Origin of the sequence: Cryptosporangium arvum DSM 44712, assembly GCF_000585375.1 — a bacterium.
Classification (GTDB): Bacteria; Actinomycetota; Actinomycetes; order Mycobacteriales; family Cryptosporangiaceae; genus Cryptosporangium; species Cryptosporangium arvum.
The window spans coordinates 1,494,895-1,519,114 of the sequence record NZ_KK073874.1; the positions used below are offsets into that span (position 1 = coordinate 1,494,895).

The 24,220-nt window shown below is 71.2% G+C and carries 26 protein-coding genes and 2 tRNA genes; 16 read left to right on the forward strand and 12 right to left on the reverse strand.

The genetic code is table 11. The annotated features are described in order from the left end of the window. Positions 1 to 26 precede the first annotated feature (26 nt). The 3 genes from CRYAR_RS06870 to CRYAR_RS06880 all read right to left on the reverse strand — a co-directional run bounded on the left by CRYAR_RS06870 (position 27) and on the right by CRYAR_RS06880 (position 3,222). Entirely contained in the window at positions 27 to 1,586 is a 1,560-nt protein-coding gene (locus CRYAR_RS06870) for a glycoside hydrolase family 13 protein (RefSeq protein ID WP_245620409.1), read from the reverse strand. Between the two features lie 89 nt (positions 1,587 to 1,675). After that, positions 1,676 to 2,092: a globin gene (locus CRYAR_RS06875; protein WP_035849174.1), complete on the reverse strand. Its 417-nt coding sequence runs from the start codon at positions 2,090 to 2,092 to the stop codon at positions 1,676 to 1,678. A 65-nt stretch (positions 2,093 to 2,157) separates the two neighbouring features. After that, entirely contained in the window at positions 2,158 to 3,222 is a 1,065-nt protein-coding gene (locus tag CRYAR_RS06880) for a mechanosensitive ion channel family protein (RefSeq protein ID WP_211247305.1), read from the reverse strand. A 171-nt stretch (positions 3,223 to 3,393) separates the two neighbouring features. Between CRYAR_RS06880 and CRYAR_RS06885 the strand changes: the two genes are divergently transcribed. The 4 genes from CRYAR_RS06885 to CRYAR_RS06900 all read left to right on the forward strand — a co-directional run bounded on the left by CRYAR_RS06885 (position 3,394) and on the right by CRYAR_RS06900 (position 6,934). Next, a complete protein-coding gene (locus CRYAR_RS06885) occupies positions 3,394 to 3,912 on the forward strand; it encodes an HNH endonuclease (RefSeq protein WP_035849176.1) in 519 nt (172 codons plus the stop codon). Between the two features lie 105 nt (positions 3,913 to 4,017). Further along, complete coding sequence (locus CRYAR_RS06890) at positions 4,018 to 6,030, forward strand: protein kinase domain-containing protein (RefSeq protein ID WP_035849178.1); 2,013 nt, start codon at positions 4,018 to 4,020, stop codon at positions 6,028 to 6,030. A gap of 150 nt (positions 6,031 to 6,180) precedes the next feature. Continuing rightward, on the forward strand, positions 6,181 to 6,492 hold the full coding sequence (ctaJ, locus tag CRYAR_RS06895) for an aa3-type cytochrome oxidase subunit CtaJ (RefSeq protein ID WP_035849180.1): 312 nt from the start codon (positions 6,181 to 6,183) through the stop codon (positions 6,490 to 6,492). Between the two features lie 49 nt (positions 6,493 to 6,541). Next, positions 6,542 to 6,934, forward strand: a complete 393-nt coding sequence (locus CRYAR_RS06900) for a DUF5130 family protein (protein ID WP_035861091.1) — start codon at positions 6,542 to 6,544, stop codon at positions 6,932 to 6,934. Positions 6,935 to 7,158: 224 nt separating this feature from the next. Here the strand turns inward: CRYAR_RS06900 and pepN are convergent, their stop codons facing one another. Continuing rightward, on the reverse strand, positions 7,159 to 9,702 hold the full coding sequence (pepN, locus tag CRYAR_RS06905) for an aminopeptidase N (RefSeq protein ID WP_035849182.1): 2,544 nt from the start codon (positions 9,700 to 9,702) through the stop codon (positions 7,159 to 7,161). A gap of 224 nt (positions 9,703 to 9,926) precedes the next feature. Here pepN and CRYAR_RS06910 point away from each other — a divergent pair, with 224 nt between their 5' ends. Next, positions 9,927 to 10,553 (forward strand): mycothiol-dependent nitroreductase Rv2466c family protein, encoded by a 627-nt coding sequence (locus tag CRYAR_RS06910; protein WP_035849184.1) that lies wholly within the window; start codon positions 9,927 to 9,929, stop codon positions 10,551 to 10,553. Here CRYAR_RS06910 and CRYAR_RS06915 read toward each other — a convergent pair. Continuing rightward, positions 10,550 to 11,182 (reverse strand): hypothetical protein, encoded by a 633-nt coding sequence (locus tag CRYAR_RS06915; protein WP_051569855.1) that lies wholly within the window; start codon positions 11,180 to 11,182, stop codon positions 10,550 to 10,552. The genes CRYAR_RS06910 and CRYAR_RS06915 overlap by 4 nt on opposite strands. A gap of 117 nt (positions 11,183 to 11,299) precedes the next feature. Here CRYAR_RS06915 and CRYAR_RS06920 point away from each other — a divergent pair, with 117 nt between their 5' ends. Genes CRYAR_RS06920 through CRYAR_RS06930 form a run of 3 tightly spaced genes read left to right on the forward strand, consistent with a single transcriptional unit; the run spans position 11,300 to position 13,900 of the window. Continuing rightward, positions 11,300 to 12,469: a DUF1015 family protein gene (locus CRYAR_RS06920; protein WP_035849187.1), complete on the forward strand. Its 1,170-nt coding sequence runs from the start codon at positions 11,300 to 11,302 to the stop codon at positions 12,467 to 12,469. Further along, entirely contained in the window at positions 12,466 to 13,419 is a 954-nt protein-coding gene (locus CRYAR_RS06925; protein ID WP_051569856.1) for an alpha/beta hydrolase, read from the forward strand. The genes CRYAR_RS06920 and CRYAR_RS06925 overlap by 4 nt, the downstream gene beginning before the upstream one ends. 13 nt (positions 13,420 to 13,432) lie before the next feature. Next, positions 13,433 to 13,900: a ribose-5-phosphate isomerase gene (locus CRYAR_RS06930; RefSeq protein WP_035861100.1), complete on the forward strand. Its 468-nt coding sequence runs from the start codon at positions 13,433 to 13,435 to the stop codon at positions 13,898 to 13,900. On the opposite strand, the gene CRYAR_RS06935 is transcribed toward CRYAR_RS06930, so the two are convergent. Then, positions 13,897 to 14,121: a hypothetical protein gene (locus CRYAR_RS06935; protein ID WP_051569857.1), complete on the reverse strand. Its 225-nt coding sequence runs from the start codon at positions 14,119 to 14,121 to the stop codon at positions 13,897 to 13,899. The two genes, CRYAR_RS06930 and CRYAR_RS06935, sit on opposite strands and share 4 nt — an antisense overlap. 78 nt (positions 14,122 to 14,199) lie before the next feature. On the opposite strand from CRYAR_RS06935, the gene CRYAR_RS06940 reads away from it, so the two are divergent. Continuing rightward, positions 14,200 to 14,994 (forward strand): Fpg/Nei family DNA glycosylase, encoded by a 795-nt coding sequence (locus CRYAR_RS06940; protein WP_035849189.1) that lies wholly within the window; start codon positions 14,200 to 14,202, stop codon positions 14,992 to 14,994. Here CRYAR_RS06940 and CRYAR_RS06945 read toward each other — a convergent pair. Then, positions 14,980 to 15,378 carry an ATP-binding protein gene (locus tag CRYAR_RS06945; RefSeq protein ID WP_084700178.1) on the reverse strand — a complete coding sequence of 133 codons (399 nt, stop codon included), beginning with the start codon at positions 15,376 to 15,378 and terminating at the stop codon, positions 14,980 to 14,982. The two genes, CRYAR_RS06940 and CRYAR_RS06945, sit on opposite strands and share 15 nt — an antisense overlap. Positions 15,379 to 15,645: 267 nt before the next feature. On the opposite strand from CRYAR_RS06945, the gene CRYAR_RS06950 reads away from it, so the two are divergent. The 4 genes from CRYAR_RS06950 (at position 15,646) to CRYAR_RS06965 (ending at position 18,421) form a co-directional block, all read left to right on the forward strand. Continuing rightward, the gene (locus CRYAR_RS06950; RefSeq protein ID WP_035849192.1) at positions 15,646 to 16,023 is read left to right on the forward strand and encodes a hypothetical protein; all 378 of its coding nucleotides are present in this window, start codon (positions 15,646 to 15,648) and stop codon (positions 16,021 to 16,023) included. A gap of 75 nt (positions 16,024 to 16,098) precedes the next feature. Continuing rightward, complete coding sequence (locus tag CRYAR_RS06955) at positions 16,099 to 16,383, forward strand: hypothetical protein (protein ID WP_035849194.1); 285 nt, start codon at positions 16,099 to 16,101, stop codon at positions 16,381 to 16,383. Positions 16,384 to 16,454: 71 nt separating this feature from the next. Further along, positions 16,455 to 17,591, forward strand: a complete 1,137-nt coding sequence (locus CRYAR_RS06960) for a cupin domain-containing protein (RefSeq protein ID WP_211247308.1) — start codon at positions 16,455 to 16,457, stop codon at positions 17,589 to 17,591. Beyond that, the gene (locus CRYAR_RS06965) at positions 17,591 to 18,421 is read left to right on the forward strand and encodes a ferredoxin family protein (RefSeq protein ID WP_051569859.1); all 831 of its coding nucleotides are present in this window, start codon (positions 17,591 to 17,593) and stop codon (positions 18,419 to 18,421) included. Before CRYAR_RS06960 ends, CRYAR_RS06965 begins: the two co-directional genes overlap by 1 nt. On the opposite strand, the gene CRYAR_RS06970 is transcribed toward CRYAR_RS06965, so the two are convergent. Together CRYAR_RS06970 and CRYAR_RS06975 are read right to left on the reverse strand one after the other, a co-directional pair. Further along, positions 18,415 to 18,792, reverse strand: coding sequence for a YkvA family protein (locus CRYAR_RS06970; RefSeq protein ID WP_051569860.1), 378 nt, complete (start codon positions 18,790 to 18,792; stop codon positions 18,415 to 18,417). The two genes, CRYAR_RS06965 and CRYAR_RS06970, sit on opposite strands and share 7 nt — an antisense overlap. A gap of 80 nt (positions 18,793 to 18,872) precedes the next feature. Further along, the gene (locus CRYAR_RS06975; RefSeq protein WP_051569861.1) at positions 18,873 to 19,529 is read right to left on the reverse strand and encodes a helix-turn-helix domain-containing protein; all 657 of its coding nucleotides are present in this window, start codon (positions 19,527 to 19,529) and stop codon (positions 18,873 to 18,875) included. 88 nt (positions 19,530 to 19,617) lie between these two features. On the opposite strand from CRYAR_RS06975, the gene CRYAR_RS06980 reads away from it, so the two are divergent. Next, entirely contained in the window at positions 19,618 to 20,364 is a 747-nt protein-coding gene (locus tag CRYAR_RS06980; protein ID WP_035849196.1) for an NAD(P)H-binding protein, read from the forward strand. After that, positions 20,361 to 20,573: a DUF4440 domain-containing protein gene (locus tag CRYAR_RS06985; RefSeq protein WP_035849199.1), complete on the forward strand. Its 213-nt coding sequence runs from the start codon at positions 20,361 to 20,363 to the stop codon at positions 20,571 to 20,573. The genes CRYAR_RS06980 and CRYAR_RS06985 overlap by 4 nt, the downstream gene beginning before the upstream one ends. On the opposite strand, the gene CRYAR_RS06990 is transcribed toward CRYAR_RS06985, so the two are convergent. The 3 genes from CRYAR_RS06990 to CRYAR_RS07000 all read right to left on the reverse strand — a co-directional run bounded on the left by CRYAR_RS06990 (position 20,563) and on the right by CRYAR_RS07000 (position 23,894). Further along, on the reverse strand, positions 20,563 to 22,239 hold the full coding sequence (locus CRYAR_RS06990; protein WP_211247309.1) for an alkaline phosphatase family protein: 1,677 nt from the start codon (positions 22,237 to 22,239) through the stop codon (positions 20,563 to 20,565). The two genes, CRYAR_RS06985 and CRYAR_RS06990, sit on opposite strands and share 11 nt — an antisense overlap. Then, entirely contained in the window at positions 22,145 to 23,326 is a 1,182-nt protein-coding gene (locus CRYAR_RS06995; protein ID WP_035849202.1) for a hypothetical protein, read from the reverse strand. The genes CRYAR_RS06990 and CRYAR_RS06995 overlap by 95 nt, the downstream gene beginning before the upstream one ends. A gap of 497 nt (positions 23,327 to 23,823) precedes the next feature. Beyond that, positions 23,824 to 23,894 (reverse strand) — tRNA-Gly (locus CRYAR_RS07000). Positions 23,895 to 24,015: 121 nt separating this feature from the next. On the opposite strand from CRYAR_RS07000, the gene CRYAR_RS07005 reads away from it, so the two are divergent. Beyond that, positions 24,016 to 24,089: transfer RNA gene (locus CRYAR_RS07005), tRNA-Pro, on the forward strand. Positions 24,090 to 24,220 lie beyond the last annotated feature (131 nt).

A 24,220-nucleotide genomic window follows, 5' to 3' on the forward strand; every position in this document is an offset into this window, starting at 1 on the left:
GCCGGGTGGGCGCGGGCCGCGGTCGCTCAGACCAGCCAGGCGGCGGCGTCGCCCGGGAGCTTCCCGTCGACCAGGGGGACGCTGGTGAGCAGCAGCTCGCGGTGCTCCGGCAGCTCCACCGGGTGGTTGGTGAAGTTCACCAGGCAGGTCAGGCCACCGTCGCGGCGGAACGCCAGGCACCCCTCGGGGGCGTCCAGCCACGTCATCTCGCCGGAGAACTCCTCGCGCGCCTTCCGGAGCGCGATCGCCTCCTTGTACAGCGTGTGGGTGGACCCTTCGACGCCGACCTGCGACTCCACGGCCAGCGGCGACCAGCCGGCGGGCTGGGGGAGCCAGGTGTCGACGGGCTCGGGCGAGAACCCGTACGGCGGCTCACCCGGCGTCCACGGCATCGGGATCCGGCACGCGTCGCGTCCCCGCACCGAGTGCCCGGAGCGCTCCCACGTCGGGTCCTGCAGGACCTCGTCGGGCAGCTCGACGTTCGGCAGGCCCACTTCGTCGCCGTAGTAGACGTAGACGACGCCGGGCAGCGCGAACGTCAGCATCGACGCGGCGCGGGCCCGCCGGTCGCCGACCAGACCCTCGCCGAAGCGCGAGACGTGCCGGACGATGTCGTGGTTCGACCACACCCAGCACGGCGGGGCCGGCGTGCCCGACACCGTGTCGCGCGAGTCGTCGATCGCCTTACGCAGCTCGTCGGCGCGCCAGCGGGCCTGCACGATCACGAAGTTGAACGCCAGGTGCAGCTCGTCGGCACGCAGGTAGAGCTTGAGCCGCTCGACGTCCTGGACCCAGATTTCGCCGACCGCCATCGAGTCGGGGTACTCGTCGAGCACCTTGCGGATGCGGCGGTGGATCTCGTGGACGCCGTCGTAGTCGAAGCGCGGGTGGCCGTCGCCGGCCAGCGTCTCCTTGACCGCCTCCATGTCGGGCAGGCCCGGCGGCTTGGCCAGGCCGTGCGCGACGTCGATCCGGAACCCGTCGGCGCCGCGGTCGAGCCAGAACCGGAGCGTCTTCTCCAGGTCGGCCATGACCTCCGGGTTGTCCCAGTTGAGGTCGGGCTGCTCGGGTGCGAACAGGTGCAGGTACCACTGCCCGGGCGTGCCGTCCGGCTCGGTGACGCGGTGCCAGGCCGGGCCGCCGAAGACCGACGTCCAGTTGTTCGGCGCCTCGCTGCCGTCAGGCCCGCGGCCGTCGCGGAAGATGTAGCGCTCCCGCTCCGGGCTGCCCGGAGCCGCCGTGAGCGCCTCCTGGAACCAGACGTGCTGGTCGGAGCTGTGGTTGGGGACCAGGTCGACGGTGACCTTGATCCCGAGCCGGTGGGCCTCGGCGACCATGTCGTCGAAGTCCGCGAGCGTGCCGAAGACCGGGTCGACGTCGCGCGGGTCGGCGACGTCGTAGCCGTGGTCGGCCATCGGGGAGCGATAGAACGGGTTCAACCAGAGCGCGTCGACGCCGAGGTCGGCGAGGTAGGGCAGGCGGGACTTCAGCCCCGCCAGGTCGCCTACTCCGTCGCCGTTCGAGTCGGCGAAACTACGCACGTAGACCTGGTAGAACACGGCATCGCGCCACCACGTGCCAGCCAAGATGTACCCCCGGGGTTCCGGAATCGTTTCAGAGCCCACATGCTGCCAGAGGCTCGAGCGGAACTAACCCTTACCCCGATTCGACCGGCTCAAATCTGCGCGGCGCGGCCCTGCTGGATGTCCTCGATGTGGTTGACCATGAAGTCCGCGGCCCGGACGAAGTACTCCCAGATCGTGGCGTCGTATTCGGCCGGCAGCGCGATCTCGTCCATCGCGTCACGCATCCGGTTCAGCCAGGCGTCACGCTCGGCGACACCGACGCGGAACGGTGCGTGACGCATCCGCAGACGCGGGTGCCCGCGCTGATCGGAGTAGGTGCGCGGGCCGCCCCAGTACTGCATGAGGAAGAGCCGGAATCGCTCCTCGGCCGGCCCGAGGTCTTCCTCCGGGTAGAGCGGACGGAGCACCTGGTCCTCGGCGACACCGCGATAGAACGCGGCCACCAGCCGATGGAACGTGTCGTCCCCACCGACCGCTTCGTAAAAATCCGGCGAGGGCTGCGTCATGACCCCATCCTACGAGCGCCGCCAGGCGCCTTGTTTCGTGCGTGAACCCTGGGCGGGACGCCCACTCAGGCGGGCGGTGCGGGGATGGGGGCGATGCCGGAGGTGATCTCGGCGGCGGCCAGGTCGGTACTGATCCGGGCGCGGAGTTCGCGGGCCACCCGCCACTGGGCCGCGGTCGTGGTGCGAACCGTCACGCGGAGCATGAGGCCGGTGGCGGTCATCTGGTCCACGCCGAGCACCTCCGGCGGCGCGAGCAGGTCGTCCTTGAACTCTTCTTCCTCGGTGAGCCGGGCCGCGGCCTCGGTGAGCACCTCGTGCGCCTTCTCCAGGTCGGTGCCGAACGGTATCGGGACGTCGATGACGACCTGCGCCCAGCCCTGGCTCTTGTTGCCCACCCGCAGGATCTCCCCGTTGCGGATGTACCAGACCACCCCGCGGACGTCGCGGACCGTCGTGATCCGCAGCCCCACGCCCTCCACGGTGCCGCTGGCCTCACCCAGATCGACGATGTCGCCGACGCCGTACTGGTCCTCGAGGATCATGAAGATGCCGGACAGGTAGTCACGTACCAGCGACTGGGCACCGAACCCCAGCGCCACACCGGCGATACCGGCGCTGGCCACCAGCGGCGCCAGGTTGATGTCGAACAGCCCGAGGATCGTCGAGCCCGCGACGACGAGGATGATCACCGACGTCACGCTGCGCAGCACCGAGCCGAGCGTGCTCGCCCGCTGGGCCCGCCGCTCGCTCATCAGGCCCGACGCCAGGAGCGCGGACTCGGCCTTCTCCCGGAACGGGCGCAGGATCCGCGGCTTCTTCTTCGGCTTGCCGTCCGGCGTCGTGGCTTCGGCGTCGCCGTTGCCGACCGAGGTGATCGCCCTGATCGTCCGGTAGATCGCCCAGCGGATCAGCATCGCCACGACGACGATCAGCACGACGGCCAGCGGCTTGGCGAGCAGCCATTCCGATGCGTTCGCCAGCCATCGGCTCTCGGTCGAGTCCCAGACCCACTTGCAGACCGAGCCCTCGTTCTCTTTGCCGAGCGCGCAGCTGGGGGCGACGTTGTCGTTCAGGAAGCTGGGCCACTCCTCGAACCACGAGGGGACGGCGGCGGGTAGACGCAGACTCACAGTGTTCTTGGTACAGCACCGGGCCCGGTGGCGTGCTCACCGCCCTGGGGACGGATCAGGACGAACCAGTCCGCGTGCGCGACTGTGACGAAGAAGGGATTCAGTACCTCCCGGATCATGCGTGCAGAACCGCGTCTGGTAAGCGATCATTGCGGCAGCGGAGGTGATCCGATGCCTGGTACAGCCGTATCGCTGGTACTCAATGCCACGTACGAACCATTGTGCGTGGTACCAGTACGGCGTGCTGCCGTATTGGTACTCACCGACAAGGCCGTCCCCGTGACCGAGGGGGACGGCCTTCTTCGTTCCACGACCACGATGGTGGTCGCACCGGCCGTCGTCCGGCTCACGCGTTTCGTGAAGGTGCCGTTCCGGGGGCAGGTGTCCCTGACCCGGCGGGCGATCTTCGCCCGCGACGGCGGGCGCTGCGCGTACTGCACCTCGTCGGCGACGACGATCGACCACGTGATGCCGCGCAGCCGGGGTGGCCGGCACGTGTGGGACAACGTGGTCGCCGCGTGCACCCGGTGCAACCACGTCAAGGCCGACCGGACGCTCACCGAGCTCGGCTGGCGCCTGCGTCGCCGCCCCGCCGCGCCCACCGGTGTGGCCTGGCGGGTGCTGGGCCATCGCACGCCCGATCCGCTCTGGTACACGTGGCTCGACATCCCGGAACAAGCCTCGGCGTGACTCAGGGGAAACCCTGGGGTTGTCGTCCTTCGGTCGCAGTGAGCCCGAGGACTGGGGTCGTGTAGGTACCGTAGGGGTTCCTGGCGACATCAGAGGACGGCGCAAATGACCAGTGTGGGAGCGGACACCGTCGACCTGGTCTGCGGGCCGGACGGACCGCTTCCCGAGGGGCGCCAGCGGTACCGGCTGACCGGCCGGCTGGGCTCCGGCGGGCAGGCGGACGTGTTCCGCGGCGTGCGGCTCTCGAGCGGCGTGCGCTCGGCTCCGGTGACCGTGAAGGTGTTCCGCGAGGACCACCGGCGGCCCGTGCTCGACCAGATGCGCTCCTGGGACAAGGGCGACGCGGTCCTCATGGACCTCAACACGCGCGACGTTCCGGGCATCTGCCTGCGTGTCGACGGGTTCTACGGCGCGCCGCCGGTCGCCGCGAACGCCACCTCCGTGCTCGGTTCCAGCACCGACCGGCGGATCCCGTTCCAGGTGCTCGACTACCTGCCCGGTCACACGCTGCTGCAGCACGTGGCCAAGCAGGCCGGGGGCGAGGCCGTTCCGCGCCTGAACGGCCCGGCCGTGCTCACCACGCTGGCGCGCACGATCGCGCTCCTGCACCGGCCGGCCGACCGCGGTGACACCTCGGTTCTCCACATGGACGTCAAGCCGGCGAACGTGCTGGTGCTGCCCACCGGTGAGATCCGGCTGATCGACTTCACCGCCGCGCGCTACCACGACCCGCAGCACATCACGACGATCGCGCACACGCCCGAGTCCGCGGGGCCGGAGGCGTTCACCGGCGTGGTCGGGCCCTCGTACGACGTGCACGGGTTCGGGTCGGTCGCGTATCACCTGGTCACCGGCTGGTTGCCGCGCGCCGACCGGGCGACGTCGCACTACGACGGTGCCCTGGTGGCCCCGGGCGCGCTGCGCCGTCACCCGCTGCTCGACGCCAACCCGGCGCTCGCCGCGCACCTGCTGGCGCCGCTCGACGACGACCCGGGCAAGCGTCCGCTCAGCTCGGAGCTGGTCAACTGGGTCACGACGCTGGCGCGGCTGGCGTCGGCGGTGCCCGCGGCGAGCACGCACGTCGACTGGATCGCCGGCGCGGCCACCGGGCCCACCCCGACGCGCGTCGAGCGCATCCCGCCCCAGGCGCCGTCCGCGCCCGCGGCCCGAGCGTCCGCGCCGATCCGTGGGGCCGCCAAGGTGGGCACCGCCGCCGTCGGCGGCGCTGCCGCCGCGGCACCCTACGCGGCCTCCGCTCCCGCTTCCGGCGGCCCGGCCTACGGCGCCGCCCCGGGTTCCGGCGGCCCGGCCTACGGCGCGTCGGGGTCGGGCGGGCCCGTGTACGGGGCGCCTGCTTCCGGTGGGCCCGCCTACGGTGCCCAGGCACCGCGGCCGCCCGCGCCGTCGGCCCCGTCGTCGGGCGGGCCGGCGTACGGCGCCGCGGCGCCGGGCCCGGGCGGGCGGGTGGCGCCCAACCCGACGGCGCCGCTGCCCGATCTGCCGGGGGCGAAGGGGGCGCAGTCGGCGCCGCCGAAGACCACCGCCATGCCCCGGTACTCGGACGCCGACGCGCCGCAGTCCGGCCCGCCCGCCGGGCCGAAGATCCGCAGCGGGGTGGCGAAGGTCGGCCCGCGCCAGCCGGGCGTCGACGACGTGGACAACTCACGGCGGCGTCGTGACGAGGGCCACGACCCGTACGGCGACCAGCACGGCGGCGGCCAGCCCCCGCAGCAGCAGCCCTCCGGCCCGCTGCGCCGCAGCGGCAAGAAGTACACGACGTTCGCGACGGTCGTCGCCGCGGCCGGCTGGCTGCTCTGGCTGGCCACGGTCGCGATCATCAGCGGCGCCGACACCGGCGAACCGATCACCGCGGCGATCCTCGTCGTCGTGGCGGCCTTCGCGGTCTGGTGGCTGGTGCGCCTCGGCGGTCACCTGATCCGCTCCACCCTCGAACGGGGCTCACGCCGCAGCACGTTCCTGCAGAACGCTGTGACCGGCACGTTCATCCTGCTGTGCGGGCTGTTCTTCGCCACCCGTGGCGTCAGCAACTTCTCCGACGTCGGTGCGATGGTCAGCGAGTGGTGGTCGAACCTGTGGGACAGCATCTGGCCGTTCTGACGGTCCACAGCCGACCGCCTACGGCGAGGTGAAACCCCGGCGTCACCGGGTACGACGGCGGACACCCTTCACATGCGGTGGGACCGCCCTCCGCTACCGTAAGCGGCGTCCACACGTCCGCTCGCTCGTGAGAGAGAGTGAGAGCTCCCGATGTCCGTGCTGGAGACCACACTCATCTTCGTCCTGATCCCCCTGGCGGTGGCGGGCGTCCTGGCGCTGCTGACGCTCGGCGTCGGTGGCGGCAATCGCACGCCGCGTTACCGCCCGGGTATGCCGTTCGAGTTCACGCCGGTGTGGTTCCTCTCGGCACCGCCGACCGGCCTGTCCGTCAACGGTCAGCAGCCGGCGCTGGAGCGGGCCGCGGCACCCGGCGTGCTGCAGTCCGGTGGTGTCATCGACCGTGCCGCTCCGGTGACGGTTGCCAACTCCGGTCCGAAGGGAGGGGCACGTGGCACCTGGTGACTCCCCGGAGATCCCGGCCTCGCAGCTCACGTCCAGCCAGCTCACGTCGATCGCGAACGGTGCGGCCGCGGCCGGGCCGTTCAGCTCGCGGCAGCTGTTCCGCATCGACGAGGCACTCACCGCCGCTGACCGGGAGACCGGGCTGACGTTCAGCGTGTACGTGGGTGGGCTCGAGGAGCCGCTGCGCGGCAGCGCCGAGACGATGCTCGACGCGTTGCCCGCGCCGGAGGACTCGGTGCTGCTCGCGGTCTCGCCCAACCAGCGTGCGCTGGAGATCGTCACCGGTCAGCGGGCCGCGAAGCGCATCCCCGACCGCGCCTGCGAGCTGGCCGGCATGTCCATGCGAGCGGCGTTCCAGGGCGGCGACCTGGCCGGCGGCATCGTCACCGGCCTCCGCATGCTCGCGGACCGGGCGGGGGCGGCCCGCTCAGAACGACGCTGACAGACGAGCGCGAGCCCTTGAGTATCAGTTATACGAGGCGGTCTCGCGCTCGACTGCCAGCGCCGCCCTGAGCGGGCTCCAGGTTCAAACATTTGGCGCGCCCCGCACACCCCCAGCAACCGGAGGGTGGGCGAGTCACCACTTACGGCGGAGCGGGGCGTCTCGCGCCGAACTGGTGAGCGCCGGTTGCGGAAGCAACCGGCGCTCACTCGGCAGGCGTAGGTCTAGGAACTGGCGGAAGCGTCGCAGGCGCGCGCCCGCAGAGCTCGGACCAGGCGATCCTTGCCCTCCACGACCAGGCGGCGCAGCGCCGGCGGGTGGTCGGCACCGGCCAGCCACGCGTCGGTGCGGGCCACCGTGTCCTCGCTCACGGCCCAGGCCGGGTAGAGCAGCACCGCGACGTTCTGGGCGACCTCGCTGGTGCGCCGGGCCCAGACGTCGGAGACCGCCGCGAAGAAACGCTCGACGTACGGCTCGAGCAGCGCGGCCTGGTCCGGGTGGCCGAAGCCGCGGATGACCGAGAGGCCGACCTGGTTGGGGATCGTGTCGTCCTCGGTGGCCAGGTGCCACGCGGCCGCCTTGGCCTCCGCGGTGGGCACCAGTGCCCGGGCGGTCGCGGCCTCCTTGCTGCCCTGGTCGGTGTTGTCACGCTCGAGCTCGGCGGTGATCTCCGCCTCGCCCGCGGCGCCCCTGGCGACCAGCGACTGCAGGAAGTCCCAGCGCAGCTCGGTGTCGACCTCGAGGCCCGGAACGATTTCCGAGCCGTCGAGCAGCGCCTTCAACACGGCGATGTTCTCGTCGGTACGCGCGGTGCCGGCGAACGTACGCGCCCACACCAACTGGACGTCGCTGCCGGGCTCGGCGGCCCGCAGCCGCTCCAGCGCGGCGTCCGCGACCAGTGCGTACCCGGTGGGGGCCCACTCCGGGTCGGCGTAGGAGGCGAGTGCCGCCCGCGCCTGCCGCAGCTGCGTCTCGACGACGCTTATCGTCGACTCGGCCGCGAGCCCGTTGAGCACCAGCCGCACGTAGTCGCGGGTGGGCAGCTCGGCGTCGCGGCACATGTCCCAGGCGGTGGCCCAGAGCAGCGAGCGGGGCAGCGACTCGGTGAACCCGCCGATGTGGTCGACGACGGTGCTCAGGGACCGCTCGTCGAGGCGGATCTTCGCGTACGTCAGGTCGTCGTCGTTGAGCAGCACCACCGCGGGCGGGGTCTCGCCGACCAGGTCGTCGATCTCGGTGCGCGCGCCGTGGATGTCGGTCTCGACGCGACGGCGGCGGATCAGCTTGCCGGTGGACTCCGACAGGTCGTAGAGGCCGATCGCGATGCGGTGCGCCCGGAGCGTGCCGTGCTCGGCCATGCCCTCCTGGGTGACCGCGAACGAGGCGTACGAACCGTCGGGGGCCAGCGTGAACGACGGGCGCAGCGTGTTGACGCCCGCGGTCTCCAGCCACTGCGCCGACCAGTTCGACAGGTCCCGGCCGCTGGCCTCGGTGAGCGCGGTGAGCAGGTCGGCGAGCGTCGTGTTGCCGAACGCGTGGGCCTTGAAGTACGACCGCAGGCCGGAGACGAACTCGTCTTCGCCGACGAAGGCCACCAGCTGCTTGAGGACGCTGGCGCCCTTGGCGTAGGTGATGCCGTCGAAGTTGACCTCGACCGCCTGCATGTCGGGGATGTCGGCGGCGATCGGGTGGGTGGAGGACAGCTGGTCCTGCCGGTAGCCCCAGCCCTTGCGGTCGGTGCAGAACGCCGCCCACGAGTCGGTGAAGCGGGTGCCGCCGGCCGCGGCCCAGTGGGCGGCCCACTCGGCGAACGACTCGTTCAGCCAGAGGTCGTCCCACCAGCGCATCGTGACGAGATCGCCGAACCACATGTGGGCCATCTCGTGCAGGATCGTGTTGGCGCGGTTCTCGCGGACGTAGTCGGTGACCTTGCCGCGGAAGATGTAGGACTCGGTGATCGTGACGCAGCCGGCGTTCTCCATCGCGCCCGCGTTGAACTCGGGGACGATCAGCTGGTCGTACTTCCCGAACGGGTAACGCACGCCGAAGTGCTCGTGGAAGAAGTCGAACCCCTGCTTCGTGATCTCGAAGATCTCGTCGGGGTCGAGGAACTCCTTGAGCGACTGCCGGCAGTACAGGCCCAGCGGGATGTCGTCGTGCAGGTCGGTGACCTTGTGGTACGGGCCGGCGACGAGCGCGGTGATGTAGGTGGACATCCGTGCGGTGGGCGGGAACTTCCGGACCGCGCCGGCCTTCTCGGGGGTCGTGTTCGACACGACCTCCCAGTGGTCGGGTGCCGTGACCTCGAGCGTGAACGTCGCCTTGAGGTCGGGCTGGTCGAAACAGGCGTAGACGCGCTTGGCGTCGCCGGTCTCGAACTGCGAGTACAGGTAGACCTCGTCGTCGACCGGGTCGACGAAGCGGTGCAGGCCTTCGCCGGTGTTCATGTAGAGGCAGTCCGCGTCGACGACGAGGACGTTGTCGGCCTCCAGGCCGGACAGCTCCAGACCCTTTTCGGGGTCGTAGCCGCTGACGTCGAGCGCCGTCCCGTTGAGCGTCGCCGCCCGGACGGTCTTCGCGATCAGGTCGATGAACGTGCTGGCGCCGGGTCGTCTGGCGCTGAACTTGACCTCGGTGACCGAACGGAACGTGTCGGTTCCGGGTTTACCGGTGCCATCGGTCAGGTCGAGCGTGATGTGGTACGACGCGACCTCGAGAAGATCTCCGCGTTCCCTGGCTTCGCCGAGGGTGAGATTGGTACCGGCCAACTGTCGGGTACTCCTTCGCCGCTCCGATTCGCAGAGGACGCGGTCCGCGTCCTCGAGCCGTGCCAATGAGTCTCCCACGCAGGCCGGGCGGTAAACGATGCGCCGGAGACCAGTGCTGCACCAGGTGTTTACGCAGCTCTCACGGGAAACGTACGCCGCAGGGCGGGAATACCCCGGTGTGGGTATGGGTCTCGTTCGGTGAGTTCTTTTCCCGAGGAGGATCGATGAGTGAGCAGAGGACCCCGGTCGATTTCTGGTTCGATCCGCTGTGCCCGTGGGCGTGGATGACGTCGCGCTGGGTGCTGGAGGCGGCGAAGGTCCGCCCGCTTGACGTCACGTTCCACGTGATGAGCCTGGCCGTGCTCAACGAGGGCCGGGATCTCGAGGAGCACTACACCGAGATGATGAAGAAGGCCTGGGGGCCGGTGCGTGTCGTCATCGCCGCCGAGCAGGCCCACGGCAACGAAGTCGTGCTGCCGCTCTACACCGCACTGGGCAACCGGATCCACCTGCAGAAGGTGGAACTGGACGACCCGTCGCTGCTGACCGACGCGCTGCGCGAGGTCGGGCTCCCGGAGTCGCTGGCCGAGGCGGCCACCTCGACCGAGTACGACGAGGCGCTGAAGAAGTCGCACCACGCCGGTATGGACCCGGTGGGCATGGACGTCGGCACGCCGGTGATCCACGTGCCCGGGCCGGACGGACCGGTGGCCTTCTTCGGGCCGGTCGTGACGCCGGCTCCCAAGGGCGAGGCGGCGGCCCGGCTCTGGGACGGCGCGGTGCTGGTGGCGTCGGTGCCGGGCTTCTACGAGCTCAAGCGCACCCGTACTTCGGGACCCATCTTCGATTAGAGGCCGAGGCGGCTCATCTCCAGCTTGGCCAGGGCCGCCACCGCCTCCGGGTGACCCGATCGCCACGCCTCGCCCGGGTCGACCTCGAGGCGGCGGGCCACCCGGATCACCTCGGACAGCGGCTGGTGCGCCAGCGCGCGCAACGCGAAGAACGACGCGTCGGCGCCGCCGCGCACCAGCCGCCGGGCCGCGGTGGCCTCCCGGCTCCAGCGCCAGCGCCGCAGCACCCACCAGAGCACGACGATCAGCGGAATCGCCGCCGCGATCAGCCCGGTGACGAGCGCGGCCTGCTCGATCGTGTCGTGCAGCGTCTTGCCCGCCTCGGCGACCTGCTGACCGGCACCGGCGGCGCGGTCGAACGGTTCCCGGAGGTCGTCGCCGACGCCGGGGATGCGCCCGACCTGTTTGCCAGCGTTCGAGAGTCCTCCGCTGAAGCCGTTGCCGGCCGACTGCAGGGTCTCGCCGGGTGCGGCGAGTTTCGAGATCTGGTCGTCGACCCATCCCTGCAGACGGACCGCCCACCACACCAGGCCGACCGCGATCAAGTCCCCGACGAGCTGGCGCATGGCCTGACCGGTGCGTGCGGAGTAGAGCACCGGGGCCGTGCGAGGGGCGACGGACTTACTCATGGGGGGGTTCCTTCCTCCGGGGCGGGCTTAACCCATAGCGCACGTCCCCAGGACGCGGCGCGCCCATACCTAGTGAGGAGATGCTCGGTGCACACGACACGCGGTAGCCTCGGGGCAATGAGTGCAATACACCCCATACCGGTTGGATGGGTGTCGACCGGAGGAACAGGCGCACAGAACTACGACGAGTTCGCTGACGACGCGGAGATCACGGCGCTGGTGGCCGGCAATCCCGACTCCATGCTCGGGGTGGAGATGCCGCACCGGACGCCGGAGGCCGTCGCCGACGGACTCGACTTCGCTGCCGCGCTGCCGACCGCGGTCGCGCGGCTGCGAGGCCTCGTCGACCGGGAGAAGTTCACGCCGTTCACCGAATCGATCGCCGTCTACCGGATCGGTGAGAGCTTCCTGGGGATGTTCTGCCTCGTCGACACCGCCGAGATCGGTGGTGGCCGGGTGATCCGCAACGAGGAAGTGTTCGCGGCGAAGGTGGCCGAGCGCACCGCGCTGATCCGCGCGCTGGGCGTGCTGACCAGCCCTGTGCTGCTGGTGCAGGCCTCGGACTCGCTGCGCTCGGCGTTGTCCGCGCTGACGCTGGGGGAGCCGGCGGTCTCGGACACCGACCGGCACGGGCAGACGCACTCGGTCTGGCTGGTCGGGCCGGGCGCCGACCAGGATCGCCTGCTCGCGGCGGCCGACGTGGGCGAGCTCGTCGTCGCCGACGGCAACCACCGCAGTCTCGCGGCCCAGGAGGCCGGCCTGTCCCGGTTCCTCGCCGTGGTGGCCCCGGCGTCGTCGGCGTCGATCCGGCCCTACCAGCGGCTCCTGCGGCGCCTGTCGATGCCGGTGGCCGGGGTGCTGGACGGCCTGCGGTCCGTCGGCTGCGGCGTCGACGCCGTGGACGCGCCCCCGGCCACGCCCCGGCGCGGAACCGTCGTGCTCTACGCCGAGGGCCGCACCTACGAGGTGAAGCTTCCCTCCGTCGCCGGCGGCACCGTCGACCGGATCGACCACACGGTCGTCGAGCAGTTGCTGGTCCGCCAGGTTCTGGGCCTCACCCCGGACGACCCGGCGATCTCCTACGTCGGCGGTGACTACCCGGCGAGCTGGCTGGCCGCCGAGGTCGACGCCGGGCGCGCGGCGCTCGCCGTCCTGCTCGCGCCGGTGACCGTCGAGGACTTCGTGGCGGTCAACCTCGAGCGGGCGACGATGCCGCGCAAGAGCACGTGGTTCACCCCGAAAGCCCGGACGGGGCTCGTCCTCGCGGATCTGGAGATGCCTACATGAATCTGCACCCGCAAGCCGTTGCGGACCTCGCCAGCGAAACCATCCCCGACGGGCCGGTGCCGGAGCCCACGCTCGCGGACATCGCCGCGGCGCGGGCGGCGGAGAACGACAACGCGCCGATGCTCGGCGGCCCGCCGGCGCCGGTGGCGATCGTCGTCGACCTGGAGGCCGACGGCGTCCCGATCCGGCTCTACAACCCGCGCGGCGGACGCGGAACGCCGGTGATGTTCTTCCTGCACGGCGGCGGCTGGGTCGGCGACAGCCTGGTCACCCACGACGCCGCGTGCCGCCGGCTGGCGAACCGGTCGCACTGCGCGGTCGTGGCGATCGACTACCGGCTCGCGCCCGAGTACCCGTGGCCGGCCCAGGTCGAGGACGCCGTGCACGCGCTCGCCTGGGTCCGCGACCACGCCGACGAGCTCGGCCTGGACATCAGCCGCACCGCGGTCGTCGGCGACTCGGCGGGGGCCACGCTGGCCGCGATCCTGGCCCGCCGTGCCCGCGACGCGCACGTCGCGTTCGACTTCCAGGCGCTGATCTACCCGCCGGTCGAGCCGTTCGCCGAGCCGCCGCTCGGCCCCGACCCGCGCGACGGCACCGAGCACGGGCTGAGCGTCGGGGAGATGAACTGGGCCTGGAAGACCTGGCTCGGAGGCGCCGACCCGGACAACGAGGACGTCGCCCCGGCGCGGATCAAGGACATGGCCGGTCTGCCGCCGACGCTCATCGTCACGGCCGAGTTCGACGTGCTGCGCGACGGCGCGGAGGCGTTCGGCGAGGCGCTCGCCGGAGCGGGGGTACCCGTGGTCACGACCCGCTACCTGGGCGTGCCCCACGGGTTCTTCCGGCGGCTCGCGGTGTACGACGCCTCGCGGGCCGCGGTCGACCAGGTGGCGGCCGCGGTGAAGGACGTGCTGGACCCGATCGCCTTCCCCGTCCAGGTTTCTTGAGAGGATGCGGGGCATGCGCGTCTACGTTGGCTCCGACCACGCCGGATTCGAGCTGAAGCAGCACCTGGTCGAGCACCTCACGAAGGCCGGGCACGACGTCGTCGACGTCGGCCCGCACCAGTACGACGCGGAGGACGACTACCCGCCGTTCTGCCTGGACGCGGCCCGGAAGGTCGTCGCCGACCCGGGCAGCCTCGGCGTCGTGATCGGCGGGTCCGGCAACGGTGAGCAGATCGCGGCGAACAAGGTGCCCGGGGTGCGTGCCGCCCTGGCCTGGAACATCGAGACCGCTCAGCTGACCCGCCAGCACAACGACGCGAACGTCGTCGGCATCGGGGCGCGGATGCACTCGGCCGAGGACGCCACCACGATCGTCGACGCGTTCCTCGCGACGGAGTTCAGCGGCGAGGCGCGCCACGCCCGCCGGATCGAGATCCTGGCCGAGTTCGAGCGCACGGGTGAGTACCCGCCACTGCCCTAGTTCGCCGGCTTGATGCCGGGCGGCAGGTTCTGGGTCGGGACGTACCGGCGGCGGACCAGGACGAGGTCCCGTTCGGCCTCGGCCAGGTCCTCGTCGGTCGGCTGGGACGCGTCCCGGGCGCGCAGGGCGGCGTGCGTGCTCAGCTGGGAGGGGCCGGCGCCGACGAGCCCGCGGAGCACCTTGTCGTCGGACGGCTGCTCGGGCCGGGGAGGCTCGGGCACCTCGACGTGCCGTTCGCGCTTGCGTCTTGCACGATGGCGATGGGTTTCGATGGGGAGCCCCCAGCAACGAGGAGAAGCGTGCCCGAAGGTCACACGATCCACCGGTTGGCCCGACGGCACAAGCGGCTGTTCGGCGGCGCGGTGGTGGGGGCCTCGAGCCCGCAGGGACGCTTCGAGGCCGGGGCCGCCGGCCTGGACGGGCTGACGCTGCGCGGCACGGACGCGCACGGCAAGCACCTGTTCCACGACTACGGTGACCGCTGGCTCCACGTCCACCTGGGCCTGTACGGAACGTTCACCGACGGCACGGGGGAGCCGCCCGCGGTCCGGGGGCAGATCCGGCTGCGGCTGACCGGGGGACGCAAGGGTCCGGTCTGGGCCGAGCTGCGTGGGCCGACGGCCTGCGAGGTGCTCGACGACGGAGCGCGGGACGCGTTACTGGCACGGCTCGGCCCCGACCCGCTCCGCCCGGACGCCGAGCCCGACCTGGCCTGGCGGCGCGTCAGCCGTAGCCGCACGTCGATCGGCGCGCTGTTGATGCGCCAGGACGTGCTCTCCGGCGTCGGCAACGTGTACCGCGCGGAGGCGCTGTTCCGTGGCGGGATCGACCCGTACCGGGCCGGTCGGGACGTCTCCCGGGCCGAGTGGGACGCGGTCTGGGACGACCTGGTCGTGATGATGACCGACGGGGTGCGGGCCGGACGCATCCGGACCCTCCGGCCGGAGCACAAGCTGCGTGAGCCGGCCGGTCGCGGCGCCGGCCGCTACGTCTACCACCGGGCCGCGCGGCCGTGCCGGCTCTGCGGAACGCCGGTGCGGACGGCCGTCGTCGAGGGGCGGAACCTATTCTGGTGCCCGCTATGTCAGAAGTGAGGTTCTGACCTCGAGCTCGAACCAGATCCGCTTCCCGGGGCGCGCCGGACCCTGGGGTTCGACGCCCCAGCGGTCGGACATCGCGTTCACCAGCGCGAGGCCGCGGCCGGACGTCGCGTCGGGGTCGAAACTGCCCATCCGCGGCGGCTCGAACGCGTCGTCGTGCACCTCGATGCGGACGCGGCCCCGGTCGCCGGTCGTGACGATCAGCACGCGCGCCCGGGAGCGCGCGTGCACGACGGCGTTCGTCACCAGCTCGGTGACCAACAGCTCGGCCGCATCCACCAGTTCGACGTCCGCCTGCGGGCCGAGCGTGTCGGCCACGAACCGCCGCGCCAGCCGGGGGCTGCGTGGTACGGGTTCGAGCTCGATCAGGGCGCGGATCGGGCACCTCCTCGGGTCGCGCTATCGAACTGTGACGGACGCGGCTTCTAGCCGGTTAGTTCTTATTTTGCTGCTTTGTCATACATCGTCGGGACTCGGGTAGCGCGCGGCTGTCCGGGACCGGACAAATTCGGACTCTTGAACGGTACGGAGAGAGATGTGACATATACGAAACCCGCTAGACGTTCTGACGTCGCCCGGCCGGGGTAGGCATGGGTGAGTACGAGTGGTGGGCCTTCGAGGCCTGCCAGAAAGAAGAGGAACCTGATGCGGGACCACGTCATCGTGAAGAACGAACGCCGGGCCCTCCTGGCTTACTCATCGAGCACCCAACCCGCCGACGGCCCGGAGTTCAGTCACTTCCTCCGGGGTGCGGCAGCGGCCCTCGACTGGGCGACGAACACCGTCGCGAACGCGCCGGTCGGTCCGGGCAGCGGCCCGGCGGACGCCGCGCTGATCGCGGCCGAGATCGAACTGTGTGACGTCCTGCTCGCCGGGTCGGTGTCAGCGTTGACGCCGGTACGCAAGGACCCGCACTACGTCAACGGCGTCGAGCACGCCCTGCGGTGGCTGCTGGAGCTCGAGGCCGAGCCGCCGGTGCCGCTGATCGAGGACGACGCGCCGGTCGCCGTGCCGGCAGCTTGATCGACGAAACGAGTTTGCCGCCCGCCGACCTGGGAACATGCCACGACGTTCAAGCTTCCACAGGAAGGAACGTCAATGGCGATCAACGACGACGACATCGTCACCTCGGGCTCAGGCCGCGCCGAAGGCACGGCTGACGGTGGCGCGAACCCGGGCGGTCACGACGGCGGCGCCGACGGTGGCGCCGACGGTGGTGCCGAGGGTCCGGCCGACGGTGGCGCGAACCCGGGTGGCCACGACGGTGGCGCGGACGGCGGTGCCGACGGTGGTGCCGAGGGTCCGGCCGACGGTGGCGCGAACCCGGGTGGCCACGACGGTGGCGCGGACGGCGGTGCCGACGGCGGCGCGTCGCGGCTGTGACTGATTCTTCGCTGCGGACGACCGGCCTTCCGGCCGGTCGTCCGGCGTTGGAGCGCTGTATCTCGGTTCCGGTGGCGGATTTCCCCTGGGGACGTCGGCCGCTGCTGAGCACCGGCCTCGGCTTCGGTGACCTGTTCGGCCTGGACGACGTCGACGAACTGCTCACCCGCCGCGGGCTGCGGACGCCGTTCATCCGGCTGGCCAAGGGCGGCGAGGTCATCGACCCCCGTCGGTACACCAGCTCCGGCGGTGCCGGCGCCGAGATCGCCGACCAGGTCGACGACGAGCGCGTCACCCGGCTCTTCCTCGACGGCGCCACGATCGTTCTGCAGGCGCTGCACCGCACCTGGCCACCGCTCGTCGACTTCGGACAGCAACTCGCCGCGGACCTCGGCCATCCGGTGCAGATCAACGCGTACGTCACGCCGCCGCAGAACCAGGGCTTCTCGGCCCACTACGACGTCCACGACGTGTTCGTGCTGCAGGTGGCGGGCGAGAAGCAGTGGCGGATCCACGCACCGGTGCTCACCGACCCGCTGCGTAACCAGCCGTGGAACTCGCGGGCCGCTTCGGTCGCCGCGCGGGCGTCAGAGGAACCGGTGATCGACACCGTCCTGCGCCCCGGCGACGCGCTCTACCTGCCGCGGGGCTGGCTGCACTCGGCGACCTCGCTGGGGGAGACGTCGGTCCACCTCACGGTCGGCGTGCACCCGGTGACCCGCCATTCGCTGGTGGAGGTGCTCGCCGGGTTGGCCGCCGAGGACCCGTCCCTGCGCGAGTCCCTGCCGCTGGGCTTCGACCCGACCGACCCGAGCCTGCTCGCCGGCGCGGTGGACGCGCTGTCGTCCTGGCTGCGGACAGTCGACGCCGACGCGGTCGCCGACCGTCTGCGTGAGCGGGTGTGGCCGCAGGGGCGGTCGGAGCCGGTGTCACCGCTGGCGCAGGAGCGAATCGTCTCGTCGCTGACCGCGGATACGCCGGTGCGGCTGCGGGGCTTCCTGCCCCACACCGTGGACGTCCGCGCGGACGGCGTCGTGCTGCGCCTGCCGGACCGGACGCTCACGCTCCCGGCGGTCACCGCCGCCGCGATGAAGACGGTTCTGTCGGGCACGGTGGTGCGCGCCGCGGAACTGCCCGATCTCGATGCCGACGACGGCCTGGTGCTGATACGGCGCCTGCTGCGTGAGGCGCTGGTGGTACCGGCTTGATGCCGCGCTGCGCGGTCACCGCCCGGGAACGTGGCGACCAGCTGTTCGCCACGGCCGCGCCCGGGGAGCGCTGGCTGCTGGTGGAGCATCCCGGGCCGTGGCCCCGCCGGGCCTTCGAGGCGTCGCCGGAGCTGACGCGCGTGGCCGAGCGGGCCGTCGCGTCCGGGTTCCGGGCGGTGCTGATCCGGCGGCCGGGGCGCTCGCCGGCCCGCGAGGTCCGGTCCTACGCCGTAGTGGACGCGCGGCCGGGGCGGGAGGGCATCTCGTGGGGGACGTTCACCGCCGAGGCGGAGTTGCTCGACGTGCCGCTCGCGCTGGATCCGTCCTTCTCGGACGAGCCGGTGCACCTGGTGTGCGCGCACGGCCGGCACGACACGTGTTGTGCGGTGGAGGGCCGGCCGGTGGCGGCCGCGCTGGCCGACGCGTACCCCGGCCGTACCTGGGAGTGTTCACACGTCGGTGGCGACCGGTTCTCGGCGAACCTCGTGCTGCTGCCGCACGGCCTGTACTACGGGAGGCTCGATCCCGGCGCGGCCCTGGAGGTGGCCGCCGCGTACCGCGCCGGCCGGGTGGTGCCCTCGCTGTTGCGCGGCCGCTCGGTGTTCGCCCCGGCCGTGCAGGCCGCCCAGCACTACGCGCGCCTGGAGAGCGGCAACGACGGCGTCGACGCGTTCGGCCCGCTGGGGATCGAGGCACTCGACGCTTCGACGACCCGTGTGCGGCTCGAGGGTGCGACGGTCACCGTGCGTATGGGCTGGTCGGAGCCGGCGGTGCTGACGTGCGCCGCCGGCGGGCCCGAGGTGGCGCGGGTGTTCAGCCGCGTTCAGTAGGCGTGGCCGTTGATCGTGGGCGGCGCGACCATCCGCTCCCACTCGAGGAAGTTGTCGGTCTCGGCGAAGAGCGCGCCGGCCAGGTACACCGCGACCGCGACGTCGTCGGCGAGGCCGAAGATCGTCATGAACAGCTCCGGCATCGCGTCGACCGGGGAGACGACGTAGGCGACGCCGACGCCGAGCAGGGCCAGCTTCAGCCGGGACAGCCCGGGGTACTGGCCGGACGCCGAGGCGCGGATCATGCGCGGGACCGCGCCGATCCGGGCGCCGATCGACGGCGAGCCCGGACGGGACGCTTCGCGGGCCACCTTGGCCGCGGCGGCGAGCCGGGTCTTGCGTCGCAGGGGACCACTTCCGGTGCGAGCCATGAGAACACCTCCAGTGTCTGTCTCCTTGATACCCGCCGAGAGCAACGCGACGCGTCCGATGCGTGTTCCGGCGGCGGACGTCAGGACGCCTTGGTGGTGGCGCAGGTCCTGGGGGCCGGACGCCGGCCGGCGGCGAAGGCGGCCGGGGAGACGCCCATGAGTTGACGGAACTCGCGTCCGAGGTGGGACTGGTCGTAGTAGCCGGCCTGCGCGGCGAGCTGAGCGAACGGCGCCGACCCGATCTCGTCCAGAACCCGTCGGACCCGCTGGATGCGGGCGTAGTGCTTCGGTGACACGCCGACGGCGGCGGCGAACCGGTTGCGCAGGTGCCGCTCGCTCACGCCCAGATCGTCGGCGACCGCGGCGATCGGTGTGCCACCGGCGAGCCGGGCCGCCGCCGCGTCGACCCAGCGGGTTTCCCGGTCCGCGGCCGGCGCGGCGGCCGCCAGATACGGTTCGAGCACGGCGCCCGGCCGGGAGGGTGCCGCCAGCCAGCGCTCGGCCAGCTGCCCGGCGTCCGCCGACGGCAGCGGGACCACCTGATCGGTGAACTCGGTCACCGGCATCCCGAACGCGGCCCGCGCCTGCCCCGCGGTCAGGCGGAACCGCGGCGCGACGGGGTTCCCGTTCGGCTCGTAGTAGAGCGCGCGGGTACGCGGCCCGAGGACGACGAGCTCCGGGCGGCCCGTGCAGCAGACCGAGAGCACGATCTCGGTCGTCGTGGTGGGCGCGTGCATCACGTCTTCGAGCGTAGGGGCTGAGCGGGCGCGCACCAGTTCCGAAACGTCCTATCCAGCGCCTCCGGGGGCGGCCCAGGGTGGCGCCATGATTCTGGTGACTGGTGCCACGGGCACGATCGGTTCCGCTCTCGTCGAGGTTCTCACCGCCGCCGGAGAGCCGTTCCGGACGATGAGCCGACGACCGTCCGCGGGTGTCCGCGGCGACTACGCGGACGCCGACTCGCTGCGCGCCGCGGTGAAGGACGTCGACGCGGTGTTCCTGCTGACCCCACCGGGGCCGTCGGCGCCGGCGCAGGACCTGGCGCTGCTGGAGGCCGCGGCCGGGGTGCGCCGGATCGTGAAGCTCTCCGCGTTCGGCGTCGACGAAGGGCTCGCACCCTGGCACGAGCCCGGCGAGGAGGCCGTGCGGTCCGGCGACCGGGAGTGGACGATCCTGCGGCCGTCGATGTTCGCGTCGAACGTGCGGTGGTGGCAACCGTCGATCCGCGCCGGTGAGCCGATCCGGAACTTCACCGGCGAGGGGAAGCTGGGCGTGGTCGACCCGCGTGACGTCGCGGCGGTGGCGGCGGTGGCGCTGACCGGCGGAACGTCCGGCGTGCACACGTTGACCGGGCCGGAGCTGCTGAGCACGCCGGAGCAGGTGGCGATCCTCGCTTCGGTGCTGGGCCGGCCGCTCTCGACCGTGGAGGCCGCCGGCTCGGAGCCGGGCTACGCGTACGTGCGCTCGGGCCGGGGTGCGGTCGTCACCGACGACGTGCCGCGCCTCCTCGGCCGCCCGGCCCGGACGTTCCGCGAGTGGGTCGTCGACCACGCGGACACACTGGGGGCGTGACCGAACTCCGGGATGCGGTGGGACGCCGGTCCGCGGCGCTGGCAGCGGGTGACGCGTCCGCGCTCGAGGCGTTGCTGCACCCGGCGTTCCGCTGGACGTCGCACCGCGGTGAGGTGTTCGACCGGGCGGGTGCCCGTCACCCAGACCTGGGTCCGCGTGCCGGCGAGTGGTTGTGTCTCGCCGGCCACGCGGGGCCGCTCACTGGTTGAACGCGGTCAGGAACTTGTCGCGGAACGCGTCCATCTTCCAGACCGGGGCGTCCGTGGCCGGCTTGATGCCGTTGGTCCAGCCCCAGCTCTCGATCCGGTCGAGCACCTTCGGGTCCTTCGCGACGATCGTGATCGGCACGTCCCAGCTCGCGTTCTGCCCCACGATCAGCGGCACCGGCTGGTGGTCGCCGAGGAACACCAGCACCTGGTCGTCACCGAGGTACTTCTCGGCGTAGCCGGTGAGCGTCCGCAGCGAGTACTCGATCGTCTGGCGGTACTGGGTGCGCACCTGGTCGGGGTTCTTGGTCGAGCGCGGGCGTCCGCCGTAGGTGGCCTGGCCGTTGCCCACCTCGTCCCAGTCGGCCAGCTTCGGCAGGTAGGACCACGGAGCGTGGCTGGAGGTCGTCTCGATCTCGGCCACGACCGGGGTGTCGCCGGCCTTGGAGAGCTCGGCGCGCTGCAGCTTCGAGAGCAGGTACTGGTCGGGGATCGCCGACCACTGCGGCTTCGGCCCCTGGAAGCCCAGGTTGCGGGAGTCGTAGATCTTGTCGTAGCCGAAGAACTCGCCCTCCGGCCAGTAGCCGGTGAGGCCCGGCATCACGCCGACCGAGCGCCAGTCCGACTGCTTGAACGCCCGGGTGAGCGTCAGCCGGTCGCTCTTGGTGAGCGAGCGGTAGCGGGCCTCGTTGTTGATCCAGAGGCCGGAGTAGAACGTGGAGTGCGCGAGCCAGCTGCCGCCGCCGATCGTGGGCGAGGTGAGCCAGCCGCTGCGCGCGGTGAGCCCGGCCGTCTTGAGCTTCGCCGATCCTTCGTCGAGCACGGCGTCGACCTGCGACGCGTACTTCGGGTCCTCGACCGCGCTGCGTCCGTAGCTCTCGATGAACGTGAAGACGACGTCTTTGCCCTTCAGACCCGCGAGCAGCTGGTTCTGGTTCTTGAACCGGTCGACCGCGAGCTCTTTCTGGAACTGCTTGTGGTCGGCGAGCGCGTGCGGGACCTTCCGGAACATGTTGTAGCCGAACAGCGAGGTCGTGTAGCTGGTCTGCGGGAGGCCGGGGACCGTGTTCCCGAAGGCCGCACAGACGAACCAGATCACGGTGAGCGCGGCGACCGCTTTGGTGGCGTGCGGCTGGGCGTCGACGAGGGTCTGGGAGAGCCGGCGCACCGCCAGCACCATCAGCGCCAGCACGCCGACGAGGAGCACGAGCGCGGCGACCATCGCGCCGATCGCCGCTGCCTTGCCGTACGACCCCTCGACGAAGTCGTAGGCGTTGCCGAGGAAGCTCCAGTCGAAGATGACGTTGAACGGGCGGGACAGCACCGCGAAGAAGCCCAGGTCGAGGACTTTGATGACGGTGAGCACGCCGAGCGCGACGCCGGCGACCGTGGCCACGATCCGGCGCAGCCGACCGGGGAGAACCAGCAGCACGGCGGCGCCGACGACGGCCTCCACCGGGATCCGTACGAACGCTTTCGGCGTCAGCAGGTACTCGCGGTTCGGGAGCAGCAGTGCGGCGTAGACCAGCACCAGCGCCAGCGCGGTGAACGTCCAGCGCAGGGCCGTGCGGATTCTACTTTTCCGCGGCTTCCCGGACGGCGCGATCGGGGTCGGGTCGCTGCTGTCCGTCGTGGTCGACGGCTCCGGCTTCCCTGTCAGAAGCGCCATCCTTCGGCCCTCTCCGGTCGTTGTGGCTGTCGTTTTCCACCAGGCTCACGGCCGGTTCCGGCAGAAAGTTCACGTCGTCCTCCGGCCGCTCTGTCGCCTTGACGACGACGCCGGACAGCAGACGGTGACCGGTGACCAACAGTGCCACGAGCATCAACGTGGCCAGCAGGCGGCGGTCGATCATCGGACCCACCGGGGCCTTGCTGAACATGAACGGCAGGTAGGAGAAGAACGACGACGCCTGGACGATCAGCGGCACGTACCAGAGCCGGGGCAGGTAGAACGCGAGGATCAGGGTCAGCACGTCGGCGAGGAAGAAGTAGCGCTCGTGCATCGCCGGGAGCAGCCACGGGATCGCGATCGCGAAGAACGCCCCCGCGGTCAGCCAGCGCGTGCGATCGAGCGTGGCCCGCGTCGCGATGAGCACGTAGCAGACGCCGAGCGAGAGCGCGGCCGCGAACAGGTAACCGAGGTTGCGCAGGACGCCCAGCGCCACGTTGACGTGCAGGTACTGGTAGACGGTCGGGCCGCCGCGCCGCAGGGCGGACGGGTCGTCGAGCTGGTTGGAGTAGATCGTGAGCAGCTCGATCGCGTCGCGACCGGCGAGCAGCGCCGGGATGTCCCAGGCCAGGTAGACCAGCGGGAACACCAGCACGGCCCGCCACCGCACGCGCCCGGCCAGCACCGCGAGCAGGAACACCGGGAAGACGAACACGGCCTGCGGCTTGAACGCCCAGGCGGTGGCGACCATCGCGACCGCGGCCCAGTCGTTGTTCTTGAGCACGTAGTACAGCGCGGCGACGCAGAACGCGCCCCAGATCGAGTCGCACTGCCCGTACATCGAGGCGTTGAGCACCACGGTCGGCATGAACGCGGCCACCAGCGCCGCGGTGGCCGGGATCCGCCACCCCGTCCACTTCAACGCGACGGTCCGGTAGACGTAGTACGCGAGCACCACGTCAAAGGCGGCGAAGATCAACTTGATCTTCATCAGCGCCGGACCGGGGAACCAGCTGGCCACCTCGAGCAGGTAAAGGAACGGCGCGTTGTAGTTGCCGACCGGCGCTTTGAGGCCCTCCCGTTGCAACTGGTCGTACCACTCACCAAAAACATCAAGGTCAGTAGTCCAGTAACTACGGCAGGCGTACCGAATGACCACCGCAAGCCCGACAAGCCCGCCTAAGAGCACCCATTCCGCCGCCGGCACACTCCGAGCCCGCCGAATCAACGACACCGAGTCTTCCCTTCCCTCAACACTCGACGCTCCTGAAACCCAGGGGTGTCCCGAGTGTCTCCTGAACCCAGGGGTGTCCCGAGTGTCTCCTGAACCCAGGGGTGTCCCGAGTGTCTCCTGAACCCAGGGGTGTCCCGAGTGTCTCCTGAACCCAGGGGTGTCCCGAGTGACTCCTGAAACCCCACGGGTGTCCCGAGTAAGGCGGCCTGCCGCCGCACGAAGGGGAAAGACGGACCGGCAGGTGCGGGGGTGAGCATGCCGCACCGTGGGGTCCGGGGCTCGGCCCCGGGGCGGAATGCGAGCGGGGGACGCGGTCTGCGCCTTCCGCAGACACACGCCCCCCAACCGCGAGCGGGTGACGAGAATCGAACTCGCGTAGCCAGTTTGGAAGACTGGGGCTCTACCATTGAGCTACACCCGCAGTGGCCACCGGAGCGGCCTGGACCATAGTAACGGCATTGGTCGGGCGGCTCGCCACCGACTTACCCCGGGCCAACGAGCCGTGGCGCCCCGCAACCGCCTACACTGGCGGCGCAGTGCCGCGGGGTGTGGCGCAGTTTGGTAGCGCACTCGCTTTGGGAGCGAGGGGCCGTGGGTTCAAATCCCGCCACCCCGACCGAGTTCGGCCGGTGCTTCAGTCGCCGGGAGCGGGTGCCGTCGTTTTGTTGGGCGGCGGCACCGTCCGCCGCCGTCGTGGGCGTCGTCAACGTTTTGTCGGCGTCGCGTCGGCGCCGGGTTGGTCGACTG

Bases quoted from the DNA above. Each gene is read 5' to 3' on its own strand.
- CRYAR_RS06930 (WP_035861100.1), top strand. From the start codon at position 13,433: ATGCGCGTCTACGTTGGCTCCGACCACGCCGGATTCGAGCTGAAGCAG.
- CRYAR_RS06990 (WP_211247309.1), bottom strand. From the start codon at position 22,239: ATGGCGCTTCTGACAGGGAAGCCGGAGCCGTCGACCACGACGGACAGC.
- CRYAR_RS06910 (WP_035849184.1), top strand. From the start codon at position 9,927: ATGAGTGAGCAGAGGACCCCGGTCGATTTCTGGTTCGATCCGCTGTGC.
- CRYAR_RS06890 (WP_035849178.1), top strand. From the start codon at position 4,018: ATGACCAGTGTGGGAGCGGACACCGTCGACCTGGTCTGCGGGCCGGAC.
- CRYAR_RS06975 (WP_051569861.1), bottom strand. From the start codon at position 19,529: ATGCACGCGCCCACCACGACGACCGAGATCGTGCTCTCGGTCTGCTGC.
- CRYAR_RS06965 (WP_051569859.1), top strand. From the start codon at position 17,591: ATGCCGCGCTGCGCGGTCACCGCCCGGGAACGTGGCGACCAGCTGTTC.
- ctaJ (WP_035849180.1), top strand. From the start codon at position 6,181: ATGTCCGTGCTGGAGACCACACTCATCTTCGTCCTGATCCCCCTGGCG.
- CRYAR_RS06955 (WP_035849194.1), top strand. From the start codon at position 16,099: ATGGCGATCAACGACGACGACATCGTCACCTCGGGCTCAGGCCGCGCC.
- CRYAR_RS06950 (WP_035849192.1), top strand. From the start codon at position 15,646: ATGCGGGACCACGTCATCGTGAAGAACGAACGCCGGGCCCTCCTGGCT.
- CRYAR_RS06885 (WP_035849176.1), top strand. From the start codon at position 3,394: ATGCCTGGTACAGCCGTATCGCTGGTACTCAATGCCACGTACGAACCA.
- CRYAR_RS06925 (WP_051569856.1), top strand. From the start codon at position 12,466: ATGAATCTGCACCCGCAAGCCGTTGCGGACCTCGCCAGCGAAACCATC.
- CRYAR_RS06915 (WP_051569855.1), bottom strand. From the start codon at position 11,182: ATGAGTAAGTCCGTCGCCCCTCGCACGGCCCCGGTGCTCTACTCCGCA.
- CRYAR_RS06980 (WP_035849196.1), top strand. From the start codon at position 19,618: ATGATTCTGGTGACTGGTGCCACGGGCACGATCGGTTCCGCTCTCGTC.
- CRYAR_RS06875 (WP_035849174.1), bottom strand. From the start codon at position 2,092: ATGACGCAGCCCTCGCCGGATTTTTACGAAGCGGTCGGTGGGGACGAC.
- CRYAR_RS06920 (WP_035849187.1), top strand. From the start codon at position 11,300: ATGAGTGCAATACACCCCATACCGGTTGGATGGGTGTCGACCGGAGGA.
- CRYAR_RS06970 (WP_051569860.1), bottom strand. From the start codon at position 18,792: ATGGCTCGCACCGGAAGTGGTCCCCTGCGACGCAAGACCCGGCTCGCC.